At 42.8% G+C, this 17,218-nt stretch carries 18 protein-coding genes and 1 riboswitch; of the genes, 9 read left to right on the forward strand and 9 right to left on the reverse strand.

Annotation, left to right across the window (positions count from 1 at the left end; genetic code table 11):
• Positions 1-391: 391 nt before the first annotated feature.
• The 4 genes from DUN60_RS24630 to DUN60_RS23560 all read left to right on the forward strand — a co-directional run bounded on the left by DUN60_RS24630 (position 392) and on the right by DUN60_RS23560 (position 3,224).
• A complete protein-coding gene (locus tag DUN60_RS24630; protein ID WP_167409376.1) occupies positions 392-619 on the forward strand; it encodes a hypothetical protein in 228 nt (75 codons plus the stop codon).
• Between the two features lie 15 nt (positions 620-634).
• Complete coding sequence (locus tag DUN60_RS23550) at positions 635-1,840, forward strand: MFS transporter (protein WP_114635636.1); 1,206 nt, start codon at positions 635-637, stop codon at positions 1,838-1,840.
• Between the two features lie 225 nt (positions 1,841-2,065).
• Positions 2,066-2,791, forward strand: a complete 726-nt coding sequence (locus DUN60_RS23555) for a sulfite exporter TauE/SafE family protein (protein ID WP_017075912.1) — start codon at positions 2,066-2,068, stop codon at positions 2,789-2,791.
• Between the two features lie 70 nt (positions 2,792-2,861).
• Positions 2,862-3,224, forward strand: coding sequence for an MmcQ/YjbR family DNA-binding protein (locus DUN60_RS23560; RefSeq protein ID WP_114635637.1), 363 nt, complete (start codon positions 2,862-2,864; stop codon positions 3,222-3,224).
• Between the two features lie 52 nt (positions 3,225-3,276).
• Here the strand turns inward: DUN60_RS23560 and DUN60_RS23565 are convergent, their stop codons facing one another.
• The gene (locus tag DUN60_RS23565) at positions 3,277-4,023 is read right to left on the reverse strand and encodes a phosphatase PAP2 family protein (protein ID WP_114635638.1); all 747 of its coding nucleotides are present in this window, start codon (positions 4,021-4,023) and stop codon (positions 3,277-3,279) included.
• A gap of 387 nt (positions 4,024-4,410) precedes the next feature.
• Positions 4,411-4,561, forward strand: a riboswitch (FMN riboswitch).
• 347 nt (positions 4,562-4,908) lie between these two features.
• Here DUN60_RS23565 and ribB point away from each other — a divergent pair.
• Positions 4,909-5,565, forward strand: coding sequence for a 3,4-dihydroxy-2-butanone-4-phosphate synthase (gene ribB, locus DUN60_RS23570; protein ID WP_004733029.1), 657 nt, complete (start codon positions 4,909-4,911; stop codon positions 5,563-5,565).
• Between the two features lie 381 nt (positions 5,566-5,946).
• The gene (locus DUN60_RS23575) at positions 5,947-6,810 is read left to right on the forward strand and encodes a hypothetical protein (protein WP_114635639.1); all 864 of its coding nucleotides are present in this window, start codon (positions 5,947-5,949) and stop codon (positions 6,808-6,810) included.
• Between the two features lie 146 nt (positions 6,811-6,956).
• Here DUN60_RS23575 and DUN60_RS23580 read toward each other — a convergent pair whose 3' ends face one another.
• Entirely contained in the window at positions 6,957-7,853 is an 897-nt protein-coding gene (locus tag DUN60_RS23580) for a LysR family transcriptional regulator (RefSeq protein WP_114635640.1), read from the reverse strand.
• Positions 7,854-8,007: 154 nt separating this feature from the next.
• On the opposite strand from DUN60_RS23580, the gene DUN60_RS23585 reads away from it, so the two are divergent.
• Positions 8,008-8,646 (forward strand): NAD(P)-dependent oxidoreductase, encoded by a 639-nt coding sequence (locus tag DUN60_RS23585; protein WP_114635641.1) that lies wholly within the window; start codon positions 8,008-8,010, stop codon positions 8,644-8,646.
• A gap of 78 nt (positions 8,647-8,724) precedes the next feature.
• Here the strand turns inward: DUN60_RS23585 and DUN60_RS23590 are convergent, their stop codons facing one another.
• On the reverse strand, positions 8,725-9,378 hold the full coding sequence (locus DUN60_RS23590) for a cupin domain-containing protein (RefSeq protein WP_114635642.1): 654 nt from the start codon (positions 9,376-9,378) through the stop codon (positions 8,725-8,727).
• A gap of 135 nt (positions 9,379-9,513) precedes the next feature.
• A complete protein-coding gene (locus DUN60_RS23595) occupies positions 9,514-10,281 on the reverse strand; it encodes an SDR family NAD(P)-dependent oxidoreductase (protein ID WP_114635643.1) in 768 nt (255 codons plus the stop codon).
• A 105-nt stretch (positions 10,282-10,386) separates the two neighbouring features.
• On the opposite strand from DUN60_RS23595, the gene DUN60_RS23600 reads away from it, so the two are divergent.
• Positions 10,387-10,725: a winged helix-turn-helix transcriptional regulator gene (locus DUN60_RS23600; RefSeq protein WP_004733017.1), complete on the forward strand. Its 339-nt coding sequence runs from the start codon at positions 10,387-10,389 to the stop codon at positions 10,723-10,725.
• A 56-nt stretch (positions 10,726-10,781) separates the two neighbouring features.
• On the opposite strand, the gene DUN60_RS23605 is transcribed toward DUN60_RS23600, so the two are convergent.
• Positions 10,782-11,687, reverse strand: coding sequence for a LysR family transcriptional regulator (locus DUN60_RS23605; RefSeq protein ID WP_114635644.1), 906 nt, complete (start codon positions 11,685-11,687; stop codon positions 10,782-10,784).
• A 250-nt stretch (positions 11,688-11,937) separates the two neighbouring features.
• On the opposite strand from DUN60_RS23605, the gene DUN60_RS23610 reads away from it, so the two are divergent.
• A complete protein-coding gene (locus tag DUN60_RS23610; RefSeq protein WP_010433036.1) occupies positions 11,938-12,657 on the forward strand; it encodes an SDR family oxidoreductase in 720 nt (239 codons plus the stop codon).
• 192 nt (positions 12,658-12,849) lie between these two features.
• Here the strand turns inward: DUN60_RS23610 and DUN60_RS23615 are convergent, their stop codons facing one another.
• From DUN60_RS23615 to DUN60_RS23630, 4 genes are read right to left on the reverse strand one after another with little or no spacing between them, the layout of a single operon-like run.
• A complete protein-coding gene (locus tag DUN60_RS23615; protein ID WP_054546286.1) occupies positions 12,850-13,302 on the reverse strand; it encodes an HIT family protein in 453 nt (150 codons plus the stop codon).
• Positions 13,295-14,869 (reverse strand): AMP-binding protein, encoded by a 1,575-nt coding sequence (locus DUN60_RS23620; RefSeq protein ID WP_162808249.1) that lies wholly within the window; start codon positions 14,867-14,869, stop codon positions 13,295-13,297. The genes DUN60_RS23615 and DUN60_RS23620 overlap by 8 nt, the downstream gene beginning before the upstream one ends.
• Positions 14,856-16,904 (reverse strand): alpha/beta fold hydrolase, encoded by a 2,049-nt coding sequence (locus DUN60_RS23625; protein WP_114635646.1) that lies wholly within the window; start codon positions 16,902-16,904, stop codon positions 14,856-14,858. The genes DUN60_RS23620 and DUN60_RS23625 overlap by 14 nt, the downstream gene beginning before the upstream one ends.
• Positions 16,897-17,157 (reverse strand): hypothetical protein, encoded by a 261-nt coding sequence (locus tag DUN60_RS23630; RefSeq protein ID WP_032555445.1) that lies wholly within the window; start codon positions 17,155-17,157, stop codon positions 16,897-16,899. The genes DUN60_RS23625 and DUN60_RS23630 overlap by 8 nt, the downstream gene beginning before the upstream one ends.
• Between the last annotated feature and the right edge of the window lie 61 nt (positions 17,158-17,218).

A 17,218-nucleotide genomic window follows, 5' to 3' on the forward strand; every position in this document is an offset into this window, starting at 1 on the left:
TGACTCTCCCTGAATCTTTGAACATCGCGTTTCAGTAGTTTTGAAACGATTTACGCCCAAATTTACGATGTTTGACAGATAAGTCGAGTGAACGGCCAATGTTGCTTAGTGATTAGTTTGTATATTAGTTTTTACAGTTTTGTGAAATCTTCAATTAAACAGATAGTTAAAAACCTGAAGTCAGGCTCTCATTATTAATTGCATGTTTCTATCGCTGAATGAGTGAGCTTCGAGTTTTCCTATTTATTGGTCACGTTTCGCTCTAATTCTAACGATGCTTAAATCTATGCATAAAACGCATAGACTAAATCACAAAAGGTCATTTGATACATACACTACTCGTCATTATGATGCGCGACTTCTTACAACATTGAGCGCATGTAAACACCTTATGTTTTCACAATCTCTTTTTGCCCAACTGGCCCGAATGACGCTATTCCTCGTCATTAGTTTGATTATTGTGCATCACAGTCAGCCATTGATTGATCTCTTGGCTCAGCATGCCGTGAGCAGTGGATGCCACCAGCAGTCAGCGCATGAGCATTCTGGACACGAACATCACCATGAGATGACTGACCAACACATGTCAGCGCAAGACCACTCACATCACCACCATTAATTTAAGAGTATTAGAATGAGCATTTTCCGTTTTCCTTTACTGGTATGGCTTGGGATCGGCACACTTATTATCAGTCTAGGGATCAGACAATCATTCGGCATTTTCATGATGCCAATTTCAGAGCATTTCGGCACGGGGCGAGAGTTTTTCAGCTTCGCTATTGCTCTACAAAACCTGCTGTTCGGTGTGTTCCAACCTTTTGTGGGTATGGCCGCAGACAAATGGGGAGCAAGACGCATCATTATTGCTGGCGCATGTGCTTACGGTTTGGGTTTACTTCTTACCTCAATTTCTACCGAATCAAGCATGCTTTACGTTTCATTGGGCGCACTCGTTGGCCTCGGATTGAGTGCGACAAGCTATGTGATCGTGTTAGGTGCAGTAGCAAAAGTAGTACCTGCAGAGCACGCGGCTAAGGCATTTGGTTTAACCACAGCAGCAGGTTCGTTTGGCATGTTCGCTGTGATTCCAGGCGCACAATACATGTTGAACGAATTCGACTGGCAAAGTGCGATGCAAGTATTTGGCGTGCTTTGTTGTTTCATGATCTCTTTTGCCCTGTTTATGCGAGCGCCGAAGTCGGCAACCAATAAACAAATAGAAGACACTCAGACACTAAAAGAAGCGCTGTCTGAAGCGTTTGCGAACAAAAGCTATTGGTTAATTCACGCAGGCTTCTTCGTGTGTGGTTTCCACGTGATGTTCATTGCGACGCACTTACCGAGTTACTTAGCCGACAAAAACCTACCCGCGAGCAGTGCTGCAATGGCACTGGCTTATGTGGGTATTTTCAACATCTTCGGGTCTTATTTCTGGGGTGTGATGGGCGATAAGTTCAGCAAGCGTCATGTAATGTCGGCACTGTACTTAGTTCGTACTGTAGTTATTGGTGCGTTTGTGACTCTTCCAGTAACTGAATCAACGGCTGCTATCTTTGGTGCGGCGATTGGTTTCTGTTGGTTAGGAACTGTACCACTCACCTCTGGACTAGTTCGTCAGATCTTCGGTGCGCGTTACCTATCTACTCTGTACGGTTTGGTGTTCTTTACTCACCAAGTGGGTAGTTTCTTAGGCGCTTGGGTTGGTGGTCGTATTTACGATTACTATGGATCTTACGAGCCAATCTGGTGGTCAACAGTGATACTGGCATTTGCGGCTGCGCTTATCCACTTACCAATTAATGACAAGCCTATTGAACGCCTGAAATTGGCAATGGCTTAACGTTTAACGCTGACTCCCCCATCAGCTAAAAACCAACAGTCATTCCAATAAAGAGAGTGAGTATTGAAGGATAACATCCTGAGGTATTCGCTCTCTTTTTCGTTGCCCGTTATATCGACAATAATAAAGGTCGATATTTGCATAAACCTCACTGAATAATAAGACTATTCTTTTCGTTTTAATTTATAGTATTCGTTAGCTCCTTTAAAACTAATCCGCAGGCTTATGGAATACATAGATCAGACAGTACTTATCGCGATGGCACTCATTTTTGTCGGCTCGTTTGTGCAAACCGCAATCGGCTTTGGCTTGGCTATTGTGGCAGCCCCACTGCTGTTTTTAGTCTCACCTGACTACGTACCCGCGCCTATCTGTCTCGTTGGCCTGTTCATTTCTATATTCAATGCGTTTAAACACCGAGCAAACATTTCTATCGGCGGATTAAAAATTGCACTGCTTGGACGCATTCCGGGGTCGATTGCAGGTGGTGCTTTGTTAGTGATGGTTTCAACGAGCGTGTTGTCTCTGTGGTTAGGCTTATTAGTGGTATTTGCGGTGATTGTCAGCTTGCTGCCGTTTAGGTTAGAGCCAACACCGACCAAGATGGGCATTGCTGGATTCTTCTCAGGATTCTTTGGCACCAGTTCAGGTATTGGTGGTCCACCAATGGCGTTACTACTTCAGCACCAAGATGCCAATCAACTTCGTGGTAACCTTTCTGCGTTTTTCGTGTTTAGTTCTATCATTTCATTACTGGTACAGATCCCAATTGGCTTCTTCACGATGCACCATTTGATTATCACAATCCCGTTGCTTCCTGCGGCTTGGTTGGGTTACAAAGTGGCGTTAATGACCACGCAAAGCATTCCAAAAGAGAAGATACGTATCGGTTCTTTATTGTTATGTTCTATCAGTGGCTTTACTGCTATCTGGCAGGGCTTAGCTGGCTAGTTCATAACGAAAACGCTGATAAAGAAATAAGCACAGTTCCAACACACCCATCTATTGAAAGGACACTCCTATGACATACGACGAGTTCAATGCATTCTGCGAGTCACTACCTGCCACCAGTTATGTGATGCAGTGGAATAACTCTCACGTTTGGAAAGTAGGTGGGAAGGTGTTTGCGATTGGTGGTTGGGGGCCTAGCGATGAGCCTGCGTTTATCTTTAAGGCATCCGATCAGAACTTCGACTTTCTGAAAGAAGAACTGGGCTATAAACCTGCTCCCTACTTTGCTTCGCGCGGAATGAAGTGGATTCAGCTTTTTGAAAGCACATCAGAAAGGGATGAGGAGCTGATATACTACCTCACTGAATCACACCGAATTGTTTCATTAGGGCTAACCAAAAAGAAACAAGCAGAACTAGGGCTAAATCAATAACGTTTATCACGTATTGCTAATCTGAGCCCTCTTTCGGAGTGAGGAAGGATCCCTAAGAAGTCTGTTTCAAAAATGCAGGTAAATAGCGTTCTATTTTTTGCTCTGAGATAAGCGGCACCAATAAATAGATAAGACCTGCAAAAGCGATAGACCCGGCTAAGTCTTCTGGGCGATGCATGCCAAGCCAAACTCGGCTGTAAGCGACACCACCAGCCCAAACCAGTAAACCACCTACCAAATAAAAACGCTTCGCTTCTAAAAACAATCCACCGAAGAACGCCAAACACACACCGACGAAAATCATGTGTCCAGATGGGAAAGAATAGTCAGTCTCACCCAACCAGTGGCGCGTTCGCCACTCACTCACCTTATCTTGCACAGATGCAATCGCTGCGTTCTTTTCTACCAGTGGCAGTTCATAAAACACTTCTGGCATTTCGACAACTTCTTGCGTCACCAAATACTCAGAATAAGGTCGAGGGCTTTCTGTTGAATGCTTTAAGAAGGTTTTCGCTGCAAAGCTAAGAACCAACAACAGGCCAAGCTGAAGACACAGGCTGACTAGCTTAGCTTTGGAAAACTTCATCGTGAGCAATGCCAGAGACAAAACAGCTAGCGTTACGAAGAATCCTTGATTGCCTGCTGAGTACGTCACGAACGTCATGAAGGCACCATAGAAAGGCAAAACCGCACTTCCAAGGTCAAAGTTCGATCCAAAGATCAAAAAAGGTACGAGAGAATACAAACTTAGAACGAGAAGTAATAAGCCTTTGGATTTGTTAGAGAACAGAGAAGTCATGGCTAAGATCTTTTAGATAAAGTGTCCGGATGCTATCGCAGCTTAGCAGCGCTAATATCAATTTTATGTCAAAACGGTCAGTAAGACGTCATGGTGTAACAATATTGAATTATTAAGCCACGTTAGCATTCATTTGATAAACATTTGCTTTATCAACGATATGAATTGGACACACACTCATGTTCATAGACACATGAAAACTCTTTCAAACATCAAAAATCTACGCACAACTGTGTATGCAAACCAAGTGATGTCTGTTTCGTTGATAAAATGAGCACTTACCGCATTCAAAGAGCAGAATCTAAAAAACTTTGCTGTCAGTCCTTTAAATCCACTATTGAAAGGATTACCATCTGGTCTGCTTTCAAAGCAAAACAAATTATTAATTTTTATTCTCAGGGCGGGGCGAAATTCCCCACCGGCGGTATGTCCTTAGCAAAATCTAAAGATAAGCCCGCGAGCGCTCGATTCGTCGAGGTCAGCAGATCTGGTGAGATGCCAGAGCCGACGGTCATAGTCCGGATGAGAGAGAATGAAAACACACTCGTTTAAGTTGGAAAGGCATGCCCATTTATTGGGTTCATTCCTCCAACTTAGACGGGTGCATTTCGTTTTGGATAAAACCATAATGAGCTAATACCAATCACAGTAAATAAATGATCAGAGATAGCGAAGGAAAAACGCTTGAGAACAAGGCAAAATTTTTCGATAAGTAGTTATTCTACAGTCAAAAATTCTAACGCCGTTATCAAGGGTTTTAACCAGCTAGAATGACCAGTTGTTTACTACGATTGGTACAAGCTACTTGTAATAAGTAGGCTTTGTTGTGCTCGGTTGAGATCCCTCATACAGCCCTGATTCTGGTGATATTTTAGGAGTTTAACCATGAATCAGTCTTCATTACTTGCCGAATTTGGCGAACCAATCACTCGCGTTGAAAACGCACTGCAAGCTCTACGCGAAGGTCGTGGCGTACTTTTACTTGACGATGAAGATCGCGAGAACGAAGGCGACATCATCTACTCAGTAGAACACCTAACCAATGCTCAGATGGCGCTTATGATCCGCGAATGCAGCGGCATTGTGTGCCTGTGTCTAACCGACGAGCAAGCAAATCAACTTGAACTTCCACCTATGGTTGTTGATAACAACAGCGCAAACCAAACTGCGTTTACGGTGACTATCGAAGCAAAAGTAGGCGTAACAACAGGTGTTTCTGCCGCTGACCGTGTAACAACGATCAAGACAGCTGCAAACCCAACAGCTAAGCCTACTGACCTTGCTCGCCCTGGCCACGTATTCCCACTGCGTGCTCGCAAAGGTGGTGTACTTGCTCGCCGCGGTCACACAGAAGGCACTGTGGATCTTATGCAAATGGCAGGTCTTCAATCAGCAGGCGTACTGTGTGAAGTAACCAATCCAGACGGCACGATGGCAAAAGCGCCAGAGATCGTTGCTTTCGGTAAAATGCACAACATGCCAGTACTGACCATTGAAGATATGGTGATGTACCGCACTGAGTTCGACCTTAAGCTTGCGTAACGTTTAATCGTCAGTGTCCCGCGCTGGCGATAATTGGATCGCTAGTAAATATTGAAAGGCCTCACTTTTTAATGCTGTTTCTAGTTAATAGCATTAAAGAATGAGGCCTTTTTAATTTCCGTACTTTGAGACGAACTAGAGATTGATCGCCGAAGTGTCCCTACCTATCGAAACCTCCCCAGCCTAATCACAAGAAAAGCGTAACCTCTCAAAAAATCCTGCAAAATATGAGAAACATTCACTCGAATGGTGAAATCATGCACCATCATTGATCATCCATAAATAGAGAAAAAACATAAACCACTGAAATATAACACTTATTGATTTTGGCACGGTGTCTGCACTACCACTAAGTAGGTATGCACATATTAGGAGTTAAATATGTTTGTAATTATTTCAGTTGGTTTATCCATAGCAGTACTTGCTGCCCTATTTCATTTTTCCAAAAAGAGACAAACGGCGCTATCACATAGGTTTGAAACCTTAGTTCTACTCAGAGAACTATTGCTGCTATCACGCAAACATCGCGCCGCAACGCATTATGCTCTTGGTTATAAGCTGTCTAGCGACTCGATTCGCAAAGTGAATGAGATTTACGACAACATACTTGAGGTGTCTGAACTGCTTCAATCTCATGTGTCGTTTGATAGCCGTCCTATGTATCGCATCTACCATCTAAAACTCATCGCAATGCACAGCGATTGGCAAAACCGTAGCTTGGTGCGTAACCAATCTATTCACGGTAAAACCATTCGCCACTGCATGTTCTTGATGGATGAAGTCATGATCATCTGGCTGATCCAATCTGAACGAGAAGACATGAGTAGCGAATACCATATGAATTGGCAACAGATCTTGGACTGCATGGAGATCTTGACCAAGCTTAGAATGTCTATCCCTGGAATAGAAAAGGCGGATATGGAGAAGCCAGAAGAGTATGCGAGATTCAAATTCTACGCCTCTCAGACACACAGAAAACTTAACCAATTATCGATTATCTGTCCTATAAGCAGCGGGTCACCGATTTGTACACGTGCGATGCATGCACTCACCGAGATCGCATCAAGTACCGAAGCAACTCAACCGGCAGATAGCATGTACGAATTAACAAGCGATATATCAACCGTCGTTTCAAAAGTATACGACCAAGTATTGACGGACATTACCAGAAGCTTGTATCGACCTTTACCTGACATTAACGAAAAGGCGATAGACACCCGATTATCCGTACATCATTACATGTAAAGACTTCGTGAGAGGAGAGCGTGCTGGAACTCTGAATTATTGAGTTCAAATCCGATATCACCTTTGATATCGGATTTTTGTATTTATGGGCTTATATATTTATTTGGTTCTATTTTAGGACGAGACAAGTTATGAGCGATGTAAGCTTAAACGTCTCCAGATTTGATATCGCTAGACCAAGCTTCTGCTGAAAAATCAATGAACTGACGAACAACAGGCAGCTGATAACTGCGAGACAAGTACACCGCCCAAAGCACACTACTCGGTGAAACAAAATCATCCAAAATTCGTTTCAACTTCCCTTCTGCAATCAACGGATTCGCTAAATCACAAGGTAATCGAACAACCCCTTTGCCATGCTGTGCGGCGCGAGCTAAGACCCCAACATCGTTGGCCTTAATAGTCCCCGACACCTCAACCGAATAATGTTGGTTATCCTTAACAAAATCCCACTTAGAGACACTCAAATGACGAAAACAATTGTGTTGTCGGAGCGCTTCAACCGTTTCAGGTTCACCGTGTTTGTCTAGGTAGTCTTGTGAGGCACACACCACCGAATCAATTTCCATTAGCTTTCGAGCAATCAAACTATCGTCAGGTTGATCGGTATAGCGCAGCGCAATATCGATTCTATCATCCACCAGCTGAGCAAAATGGTCAGAAGCAAATAGCTCTACCGTGATATTAGGATGAAGCTCCGTGAATTGTTCAACCACACCCAACAACATGTGCTGAGTCAAACCAATGGGTGCAGCTATGCGAATCACACCTGAAAGAGCATCGGTTTGATTAAGTGCAGTGACTTCTAGCTCCGCCGTTTCATGGAGTATTTTCTCACAGCGTTGTAATGCGATTTCCCCTGCCGCCGTCAAACTCACCTTTCGAGTTGTTCTGTGTAATAGCCTCTGCTTTAACCACCCTTCGATCTCTTGAACATGCCGTGAAACCTGTAAACGGCTCATGTCCAAATGCTCTGCTGCTTGAGTAAAACTGGCGCAATTTGCGACTTCAACAAAGCTACGCATCGCCGTCAACCTGTCCATCACACTCTCCCTTACCGACTTAACCAAGCCTATTAGATAACTGTATAGATACAATCTACATCATTTTACGATATTTATCGCAACTTAGTGAGCTATTAGACTGCAATAGCTGTCGAGAAACAGACTCAATAAATTAGATAATTGGAGAGACATTATGAAAATTGCAGTATTAGGCGCATCAGGTTGGATTGGTAGCCACATCGCTCAAGAAGCTCAATCTCGCGGACACGAAGTTGTTGCTGTTGTAAGAGATGCAAGCCGCGTAGAAATCAGCGATGTTGAAGTTCGTTCATTTGATTTACAAGAGGAAGCGGCAAGTCTAGCGACCGCTTTCTCAGGCGTTGATGCGGTAATTGCTTCGATTGGTGGACGCGCTCTAGGCAATCACGACATCGTAAAAAACACAGCAGCTAAGTTGCTTGATACATTGCCAAGCATTGGCATCGAACGTCTACTTTGGGTAGGAGGTGCAGGCTCATTAGAAGTGGCGCCAAACGTACCGTTAGTTACCGTTCCTGACTTCCCAGCGGATTACAAAAATGAAGCGCTAGCACAAGGAGAAGCGCTCGAAGCCTTCAAACAGTCTGATAGCCAGGTTAATTGGACGTTCATTAGCCCAGCGGCAGAAATATTCCCGGGTGAGAAACTATCGACCTACCGTACTGGTGGAGACCAACTGATCACCGACGAAGATGGCAACAGCAAAATATCCGTTAGTGACTACGCTATTGCGATGATTGATGAACTCGAAGCTGGTAAGTTCCCACGTCAGCGTATTGGTGTCGCTTACTAGTTAGCTCATATATAAAAACTAAAAAAAGCCGCTTGTTCAAAACAATGCGGCTTTCTCATCTTTATATTGAGCATTCCTTTAACCCAATGGCAAGTGCCCCGTTTTCACTAGGATAACCGTCTCTTCTTCCACATAAGGGAAATGCTCACTCATGTGAGGACTACGCATCCATGTGTGTTTTGGATACTCGCCATGTTCATCTTTAAAGGTACCAGACAACACAAAGATCTCTTCACCGCCAAAGTGACGATGCGGCTGAAAACGTTCGCCAACTGGCCACTTAACTAAAGCGACATGCTCGTGTTCGAATTCATGCAGTGGCATCACTTGTAAGCCGCCGATACCTGCAAGCCATTCCGTTTCTAGCGTATTGATGCGAACTTGAGTTAAGTCTCTCACGTCAAACTGGTTTAGCTTAACCAAAATCGTGCAGCCATTTTTGCTTGATGGAGAGTGCGCGCTGCCCGGCGGATTACGGATATAAGTACCTGCAGGGAAGTCTCCAGTTTCATCAGAGAAAACACCCTCTAATACGAAGATCTCTTCGCCTTGCGGATGCGGGTGCTCAGAAAACGAAGATTCAGGATCGTACTTCACCACGCTGGTCGTGTGACCTGATTCTTTCTCTTCTCTTTCAAGCGGTTTGCGCCATACCCCTTTGGCAGGGCTTGCAATCCAGTCTAATGATTCGGTTTCAATAACCAGCTTTTTTGAAAAGTCCATGTTGAACATAATGGCGACCTTACTCTTGTTATCGTTTTAATTATTATTGTTGTCTTTCTAGTTTCTATTCTACGCGAATACTCATCAAGGAGGCCATCTCGCTGCTATTTTGCCTACGCGACAGCCACCTGAAAAGAATCCTAATTAATTGCGGCCAGCAATCACACCGCCATCAACATCCCAGATTGCACCCGTTACCCAATCTGCACTGTCTGACAATAGAAAAGAGATGCTATTGGCGATGTCTTTCGGCAAACCTACTCGACCAATAGGGTGGAACGCGTTGAAGCCTTCTAACGCTTGATCCACTTCTTCAGGTTTAATGAAAGATTCGTAAATCGGCGTTTTAACCACTGCTGGAGACACGGCATTCACACGAATATTATGCTCAGCCAGTTCCATGGCCATGTGTTGGGTTAATGCGTGCAAACCAGCTTTAGCCATTGAATAGGCAGAAGATGGCGTCGCTTTGATTGCTTGCTTACCCCACATAGAACCAACGTTAACCACATTGCCACCGCCGTTCTTGATCATCAATTTGCTTATCGCTTGAGTGATGAAGAAGGTTGCTTTATTCAGCTGCATATATTGCTCGTAATCAGATTCTTGGTGCTCAATAAACGCTTTAGGGTTGAAATAACCTGCAGCATTAACAAGGTAACCAATACCTTCATCTAACGACTCAAGGTGTTCGATAAGGCGAGACACACTCGCACCATCATAAAGGTTAGCTTGCCAACCAGAAGCGGGGCCTAGTGATTGAAGTTCTGACACCGCTTTATCTAACTTAGTTGGGTTATTGCCGACAACCAACACATGGATGTTTTGAGCGACTAATTGCTTCGCTGTTTCAAAGCCCATACCGCTTGTGCCACCGATTACTACTGCAATACCATTTTTAGTGAAGTTCATTTTGTTATCTCCTAAGTCATGTGAACGTGGTAATCTTAGGCTTTGAACTAACACTATGAATAGTAAGTACAAATCGGTTAGGTAGGTACTTATTGGTACATCTTTATGAAAAATCAGGAAAACTTTTTTTCAAGAAAATCGGCACCAGAGCGCTCAGCTCGCATGGTAGAAACCATCTACGGCTGTAAATGGTCGCTAACGGTTTACCAATTATTGGCAAACGGCATTAATCGCCCCGGTGAAATGGTGCGCTCGGTTGAAGGGTTATCGACCAAGGTATTGAATGAATGCTTGAAGCGAAATGTGGAGTTTGGGATTTTAGATAAGCAGATGTTCAACGAACTGCCACCAAGAGTTGAGTACCAAGTGACGCCGTTCGGCGAGAAGTTCTTGTTGATTCTAGACCAGCTGGAAAACCTACAAAACGAAATCGACGAGATGTAAGCCCAAGCCAGCCCAACTATTGCCAAAAAACGCAAGGCGTAAAAAGTACGCACTATTTAGCTCACTGGCATTTGCTCAAAGCGACCTTTTACAAAATCAATAAAGGTTCGAATTCGGCTCGGTTGATAGCGGTCTCGATGGTAGATCGCTGAAAAGTCGACCTTAGGCACCACCCATTCTTCAAATACTTGCAGCAGTTGCCCGTCGTTCAGTTCTTGCAAGCAATAGATGGTTGGTACACGAATAATTCCGTTGCCCGACTTCGCGCCCTGCACCAACACTCGCCCATTTTTACATTGCAGCCTACCTGTCACATGCACATCGACCGTTTTCTTGGTGTCATCTAGCGCTTGAAAGCTCCACTTGCGAACAGAGCCCGTTAAGCAATCATGGTGGATCAGATCTTTGGGGTGACTAGGCTTTCCTTTACGAGCAAAGTACTCTGGGCTCGCGAGTGTTCCCATCTCGATGTCTAATAGCTTTCTTGCGATAAAGCCCGCGTCTTCTAAGCTTCCCATGCGAAAAGCGATATCAAACGCGTCTTCAATCAGGTCGATTCGGTTACTACTGAAATCAAGGCTAATACTGATGTCTGGGTAAAGCTGCATAAACTCATTGACCAGATCCGCGATGATCACCTCACCAAGATAACCCCCGACACAATTTACTTTTATGTCGCCACGCACTTCTTCGACATCGTCCACAGCAGCAATCAACGCTTGGTCTATATTATCTAAGGCTTGTTCGCATCTCGCGTATAGATCTTGCCCTGCGTGCGTCAATCTCAAGGTTCGAGTAGTGCGGATAAACAATGTCACTCCCATCTGTTTTTCTAGGCTACTTACTTGGCGTGATACGTGGGAACGAGACACATCAAGCTCCTCCGCTGCTTTAGTGAAGTTACCTAAACGAGCGATAAGCACGAAAGAGCGAATATCTGACAGATTAATTTGATTGAGCATGGTCGCCAGCTTACTTGTGAAATTAAAAAGTGATGAAGCTATAGAGTTATGACGCTATAAATCTATAAAGTGAACATCTTTATTGTTGCACTACAGCAACAGTGTTTCAAGTAAAGCGCTATATATCAACAATGCTATTTTCCTTAATATACCTCCATCGCAACGAAACAAGGCAACAAGCACTTGATTCGAATGCATTTAAACAGCACGTCGTAGCCAACCGACGCAATAAAAGTACAGAGGAAATAAAATGAAAAAACTAATCGTAATTACAGGTGCAAGCTCTGGTATTGGTGAAGCAATCGCTCGTCGTCTAAGCGATGAAGGTCACCCTCTGCTACTTTTAGCTCGTCGTGTTGACCGCCTTGAAGCGCTGAACCTACCAAACTCACTATCAGTGAAAGTAGACGTAACAGACAAAGCGTCTTTTGATGCAGCAATCGCACAAGGTGAAGCGAAATTTGGCCCTGTAGACGCGCTTATCAACAACGCCGGTGCAATGCTTCTTGGTCAAATCGATACTCAAGACGCTCAAGAGTGGAAGACAATGTTCGACGTGAACGTAATTGGTCTTCTAAACGGCATGCAATCTGTACTTGCTCCGATGATGGAACGTAATACAGGTACTATCATCAACATCAGCTCTATCGCAGGTAAGAAAACATTCCCAAGCCACGCAGCTTACTGTGGTACTAAATTCGCGGTACACGCTATTTCTGAGAACGTTCGTGAAGAAGTGGCTGCTTCAAATGTTCGTGTTACGACTATCGCACCGGGCGCTGTAGAAACTGAGCTTCTGTCGCACACTACCTCTCAAGAGATCAAAGACGGTTACGATTCTTGGAAAGAAGACATGGGCGGCGTACTGGCAGCTGACGATATTGCTCGCGCGGTATCATTCGCTTACCAGCAACCACAGAACGTTTGTATCCGTGAAATTGCTCTAGCGCCAACTAAGCAACAGCCATAGGCTTTACGCAATAACAAACATCACGTCATAATTGACATTGAATAAAGAAGGGACCTGTAACTAGAAATAGATTGCAGATCCCTTCTTTATTTGCTGCTTGTTCGCTGAAAACACGTTTTTGTATCTCTATCAGAACTGCTCTCTACCCTGTCTCTATCATTGCGTTTCGCTTGATACAAACAGTCGTCGACTTCAAAAATGACTTTTCAGTTTTTGAGACACTTTTAGCAAGCGCCTTTTTGAAACGGTCGGGTTAATAAACCTTGTAAGTAATCGCCAGTAAAAATTAATGTTGTCCCATTTCCGTCGTGGAATTAAGTGAATATGAGCATGAGGAATATGCTGTCCTGAATATGTTCCATTGTTTACCACCAATGTATAATCATTGACATCATCAAATGCCTCGATAACTCTCAGCCCCAACTTCTTAGCGAACAAGAACAACTCCTTGTATTCATCATCATTTAGCTCTTCAAGATGAGAAACGTGACTTCTACTGAGAATAAGTAAGTGACCTTCCGTTATCGGATGTATGTCAAGTACAGCTATCAAACAGTTAGACTTCGCAATGAGGAAATGAGCAGATTGATCACGATTAATCTGACAAAAAATACATGATTGAGTAGCGTTAAAAACTTTATTCATTGGCTTTCAACATCTCCATAATGGCTCTACGATCTAACTTTCCACTACTGTTTGTAGGAATCTTATCTAAAAAAACGATGGTATCGGGCACCATATATGTAGGTAGCGACGAACGACAAAGTTCAACTAGATCCTCTGCACTAAAGCCAAGCTCGTTATGACACAAAGTTAAACCAGTACACACCTTTTCTCCATAAGGGTACGGAACGACTACGATCCTATCTGAAGCAGTAAAACGACGAATCAATGATTCAATTTCTTGTATCTCTATGCGATAGCCTCTGAGCTTAACTTGATGATCGACACGTCCATGAAAGTACATTACGCCACTAGAGTCATAGCTCGCCAAATCTCCGGTCTTATAAAGCCGTTGAACAACGCTATCATTCCATGGTGACCATTCTATAAAAACTTGGTTTGTTTTATCACTATCTGTCCAGTACCCGTCTACAACCTGAGGGCCAGTCAAATAAAGTTGCCCCACTTCACCAAACTCGGCAGGGAGCAGCTCATCATTCAAAATAACGCAGCGGTTTTGGCCAAAAGGCTTTCCAATTGGGACTATTGGATGCGCTGCTTCATCGTCTCTATTAACCCTAAACAAAGTAAACGCAATTGTTGCTTCTGTTGGCCCATACAGGTTGTCCAATGTTGAGTTTTCAGCCAAACAACTCCAGTCTTCAACAACACTGTCCGTTAAAGCCTCACCGCAAAAAAGACTATGTTTCAACGTTGGCATCTTTTCAAACTGAAAACGTTCTCCCATTGCCTGCTTCGCAAATGTCACCATTGATGGCGTGGAAAACCAGACTGTTAACTTGTGGGTGTTAACAAACTTAGTCGGAAGCAATTTATCAAACTCAGTGGCTGCATATAGGCACCCACCAGTGGTCAAACATACAAAAATGTCATGAACCGATAGATCAAACGTAAAATCGAAAAACTGACTATGTCTATCTAGATGATCGAAGTTGTACAGTGAAGTAATGCCATCTAAATAACTAAGTAAGTTCTGCTCATTAACTGGTACGCCTTTTGGTAATCCTGTACTACCTGAAGTGAACATTAGATAAACATAAGAACTCTGCAAATTATCAAACTTTTGTTCATTGCAACCTGAAGTAAGATCACTACGCCTAGAACCTATTTTGAAAATCTTATCCTCATGGATATCTATCGCTAAATCATATGAACGAATAATTTTCAGCTTCCTATCACACAAAGGTAATAGAGACTCTAGTAAGTCAATGCTTTCTTCATCGACTAATAAAGTACTGCATCCGCTCGTACGAATAATCGAGGCAATTTTTTCAACAGGAAATGTATTGTTGAGAGGAATGTAAGTTATTTTAGATAACGTGCAAGCAAGTATAGAAGCATAACCGTCAAACGATTTTCCAACCAATAGTAGAGCATTGGGTTGCTCTAGCTGGAGTAAAGATCGCGCCAACTGACTGGCGCGATCTTCAAGCTGCTCATAGGTATATGTTACATTTTTTACCCATAATGCAGGTCGTTCTCGGTGTGCTTGAAAAGCTTGCTTAAGTCGAAGACTAAGCTGGAACACCTTCTTGCTCCTTTTTAAATTGCGCGATAAATTGGATGATCGACTCCGCAAGCGAGCTGTCATAATAATGAGCAAAATGACCACTATCTTCTAACATTAACAATCGACCATTACTCAAAGACCTCGACAGCTCAACAGCAGATTCAGGATGTGTGATTTCATCGTTCTGACAACCAACAACTAACATTGGTTGATGAGCATCACTTGTATATGCATCGTCTCGTTCATTAAATAAGTTGTTCATCATATTGGCATATCGGTACAACGTTTCACTGTTTTGATAAGGTAGGCTTGTCATTGCCATTAATCTCGGGTCAGTGCTACTTATTACCGAATTGATTGCTCTTTTATCGTCAGCATCTCCTTGGATGTTTCCGTATATCAACTGACAATATAGTTCTGCATTTCTTCTAGACGAGCTAATTTTGGGGAGAAGACTCTTCAAACTTTGTTCGAATTCACTTACTGGTAACTTCCTTTTCTGCAATGAAATCCCTCCATTTAAGAGTACTGCTGAAGAAAAACGAGAAGGAAATGCACTCAAGGCTCGCAGTGTAACTTGGACACCACTGCTCCAACCTATCATTGAAGCTTGTTTAACGTCGAAGGAATCGAGTAGGCTTATCGCATCCCTTGCATGCGTTAATGAGTGACACTTTTCTAATTCAAAACCTTGAGTAATTCCAGGCACCCAACGGGTATCCCAAGTGACAACGTGATAATCTCGCGACAAGCGAGAGGCTAGAGGTTGCATAAAATCAACTGGCATCCCATATGCGTTAGCAATAATGAGCGTCTCTTTTTTAGGTGACCCCATTGTGTATACAGTTAGTAAGTTACCATCCCAAGTCTTTACTTGATGACGTTCAAACGAATCATCGCTACCTTCAAGAACAAGTTCTTCTTGAAACATACGAATATAGTTATCCATAACATTTAGTGACATTGGCTTATGATGAGGCAATGAACGTTCAAAAGATTTCAACGTGCCATAATACCCTTCATAGAACTCTGTTCTTCCATCAAACATTGATTCAAGTGTTGTCGTTTCACTATCTCTAGAATCAACAATGTCAATACAGTCAGTCCCTATGTGTTGTTCACATTGTTGAATTACGTCAAAGACCCTTAAGTTTGAGGGGTTTACAGAATGATAAATAGGTTGTGAACCAAAGTTAATCGACCGTAGATATAGTAAGTCTGCTACTACCTGATCGACAGGAATAAAATTGCCAACAGCTTCGGGATCGCCTACGAGTCGAATTTTATGGTTTAACTGAGATAACGTTGATTTGATCTGATACATCTCATTAAAAAATCCATACAAACCAAATCGAGTTCCTCCACTGCGCTGAGTCAATACTGGCCCCAAAACAATGGAAGGTCTAACTATCGTGGAAGCAATCCCCATAGATGCAGTATATTGTGAAACTAACTTTTCCGCATAGCACTTACTCTGTTCGTAATAGTTAGTAAATTCTGTATCCTCGCTATGCAGTTGCTCCTTTATTGACCCGCTAGTTTTACCTGCGGTATATGCTGTTGATATATAAATAAATCGCTTAACTTTCAACTTTTCTGAAACATCCAGTAAGTTTTGAGTACCTATTAAGTTTGTCGCATCAATTTTATTTTGGTCTTCCCAACGATAAGATAAACTTGCTGCAAAATGCCATATTTCGGTTATATTTTCTTGTTGTAACTGTATTATCTGCTTTTGACTGAGTCCTAATCCTTGTGACTTGAGGTCTCCTCGAACACACACGAGCTTCCGCTCTAACTCATCTTCTGGGATATCCGGCAGATCATAACTTTGAGCACAGGATTTCAAGTTATTTTTAATACGCGAAAGTGCCTCTTGCTCAGAATCGCCTCTGGATAGAACAAATATTTTTCCCGGAGTATGTAACTTCCAGTAAAGGTAGTTACCTCCTAGAAAACCCGTCGCTCCAGTTATAAAAATAGATTCTTGACTATCATAAAGAGGTTGTTTAATAAGTTCGAGTAAATTGATCTGTTGGCTTTTATTAGACATATTGATTTTCATCCTCAAAGAAGTGTTTTTTTACCGAAGCTAGGGTTTTTACTTTATCATGAAGAGTTTCATCGACTTCAATAATCAAGCCTGTTGACTGTTCAAGAACCATTAAGAACTCAACAAAAACAAGAGAATCTACGATCTTGTTTTTAATTAAATCAATATCGTGTTCAATTGGTGAATTTAATTTTGTTCGTTTTTGTAACCATTCACACAACTCCAAGAATCCTTTTTCCATTTTATTACTCATTGATAAGCTTCCTCCAAAGGTATACCGCACCTGATGAGCAATCGAGTGACATGTTTCAATA

Source organism: Vibrio splendidus (assembly GCF_003345295.1).
Taxonomy (GTDB): Bacteria; Pseudomonadota; Gammaproteobacteria; order Enterobacterales; family Vibrionaceae; genus Vibrio; species Vibrio splendidus_K.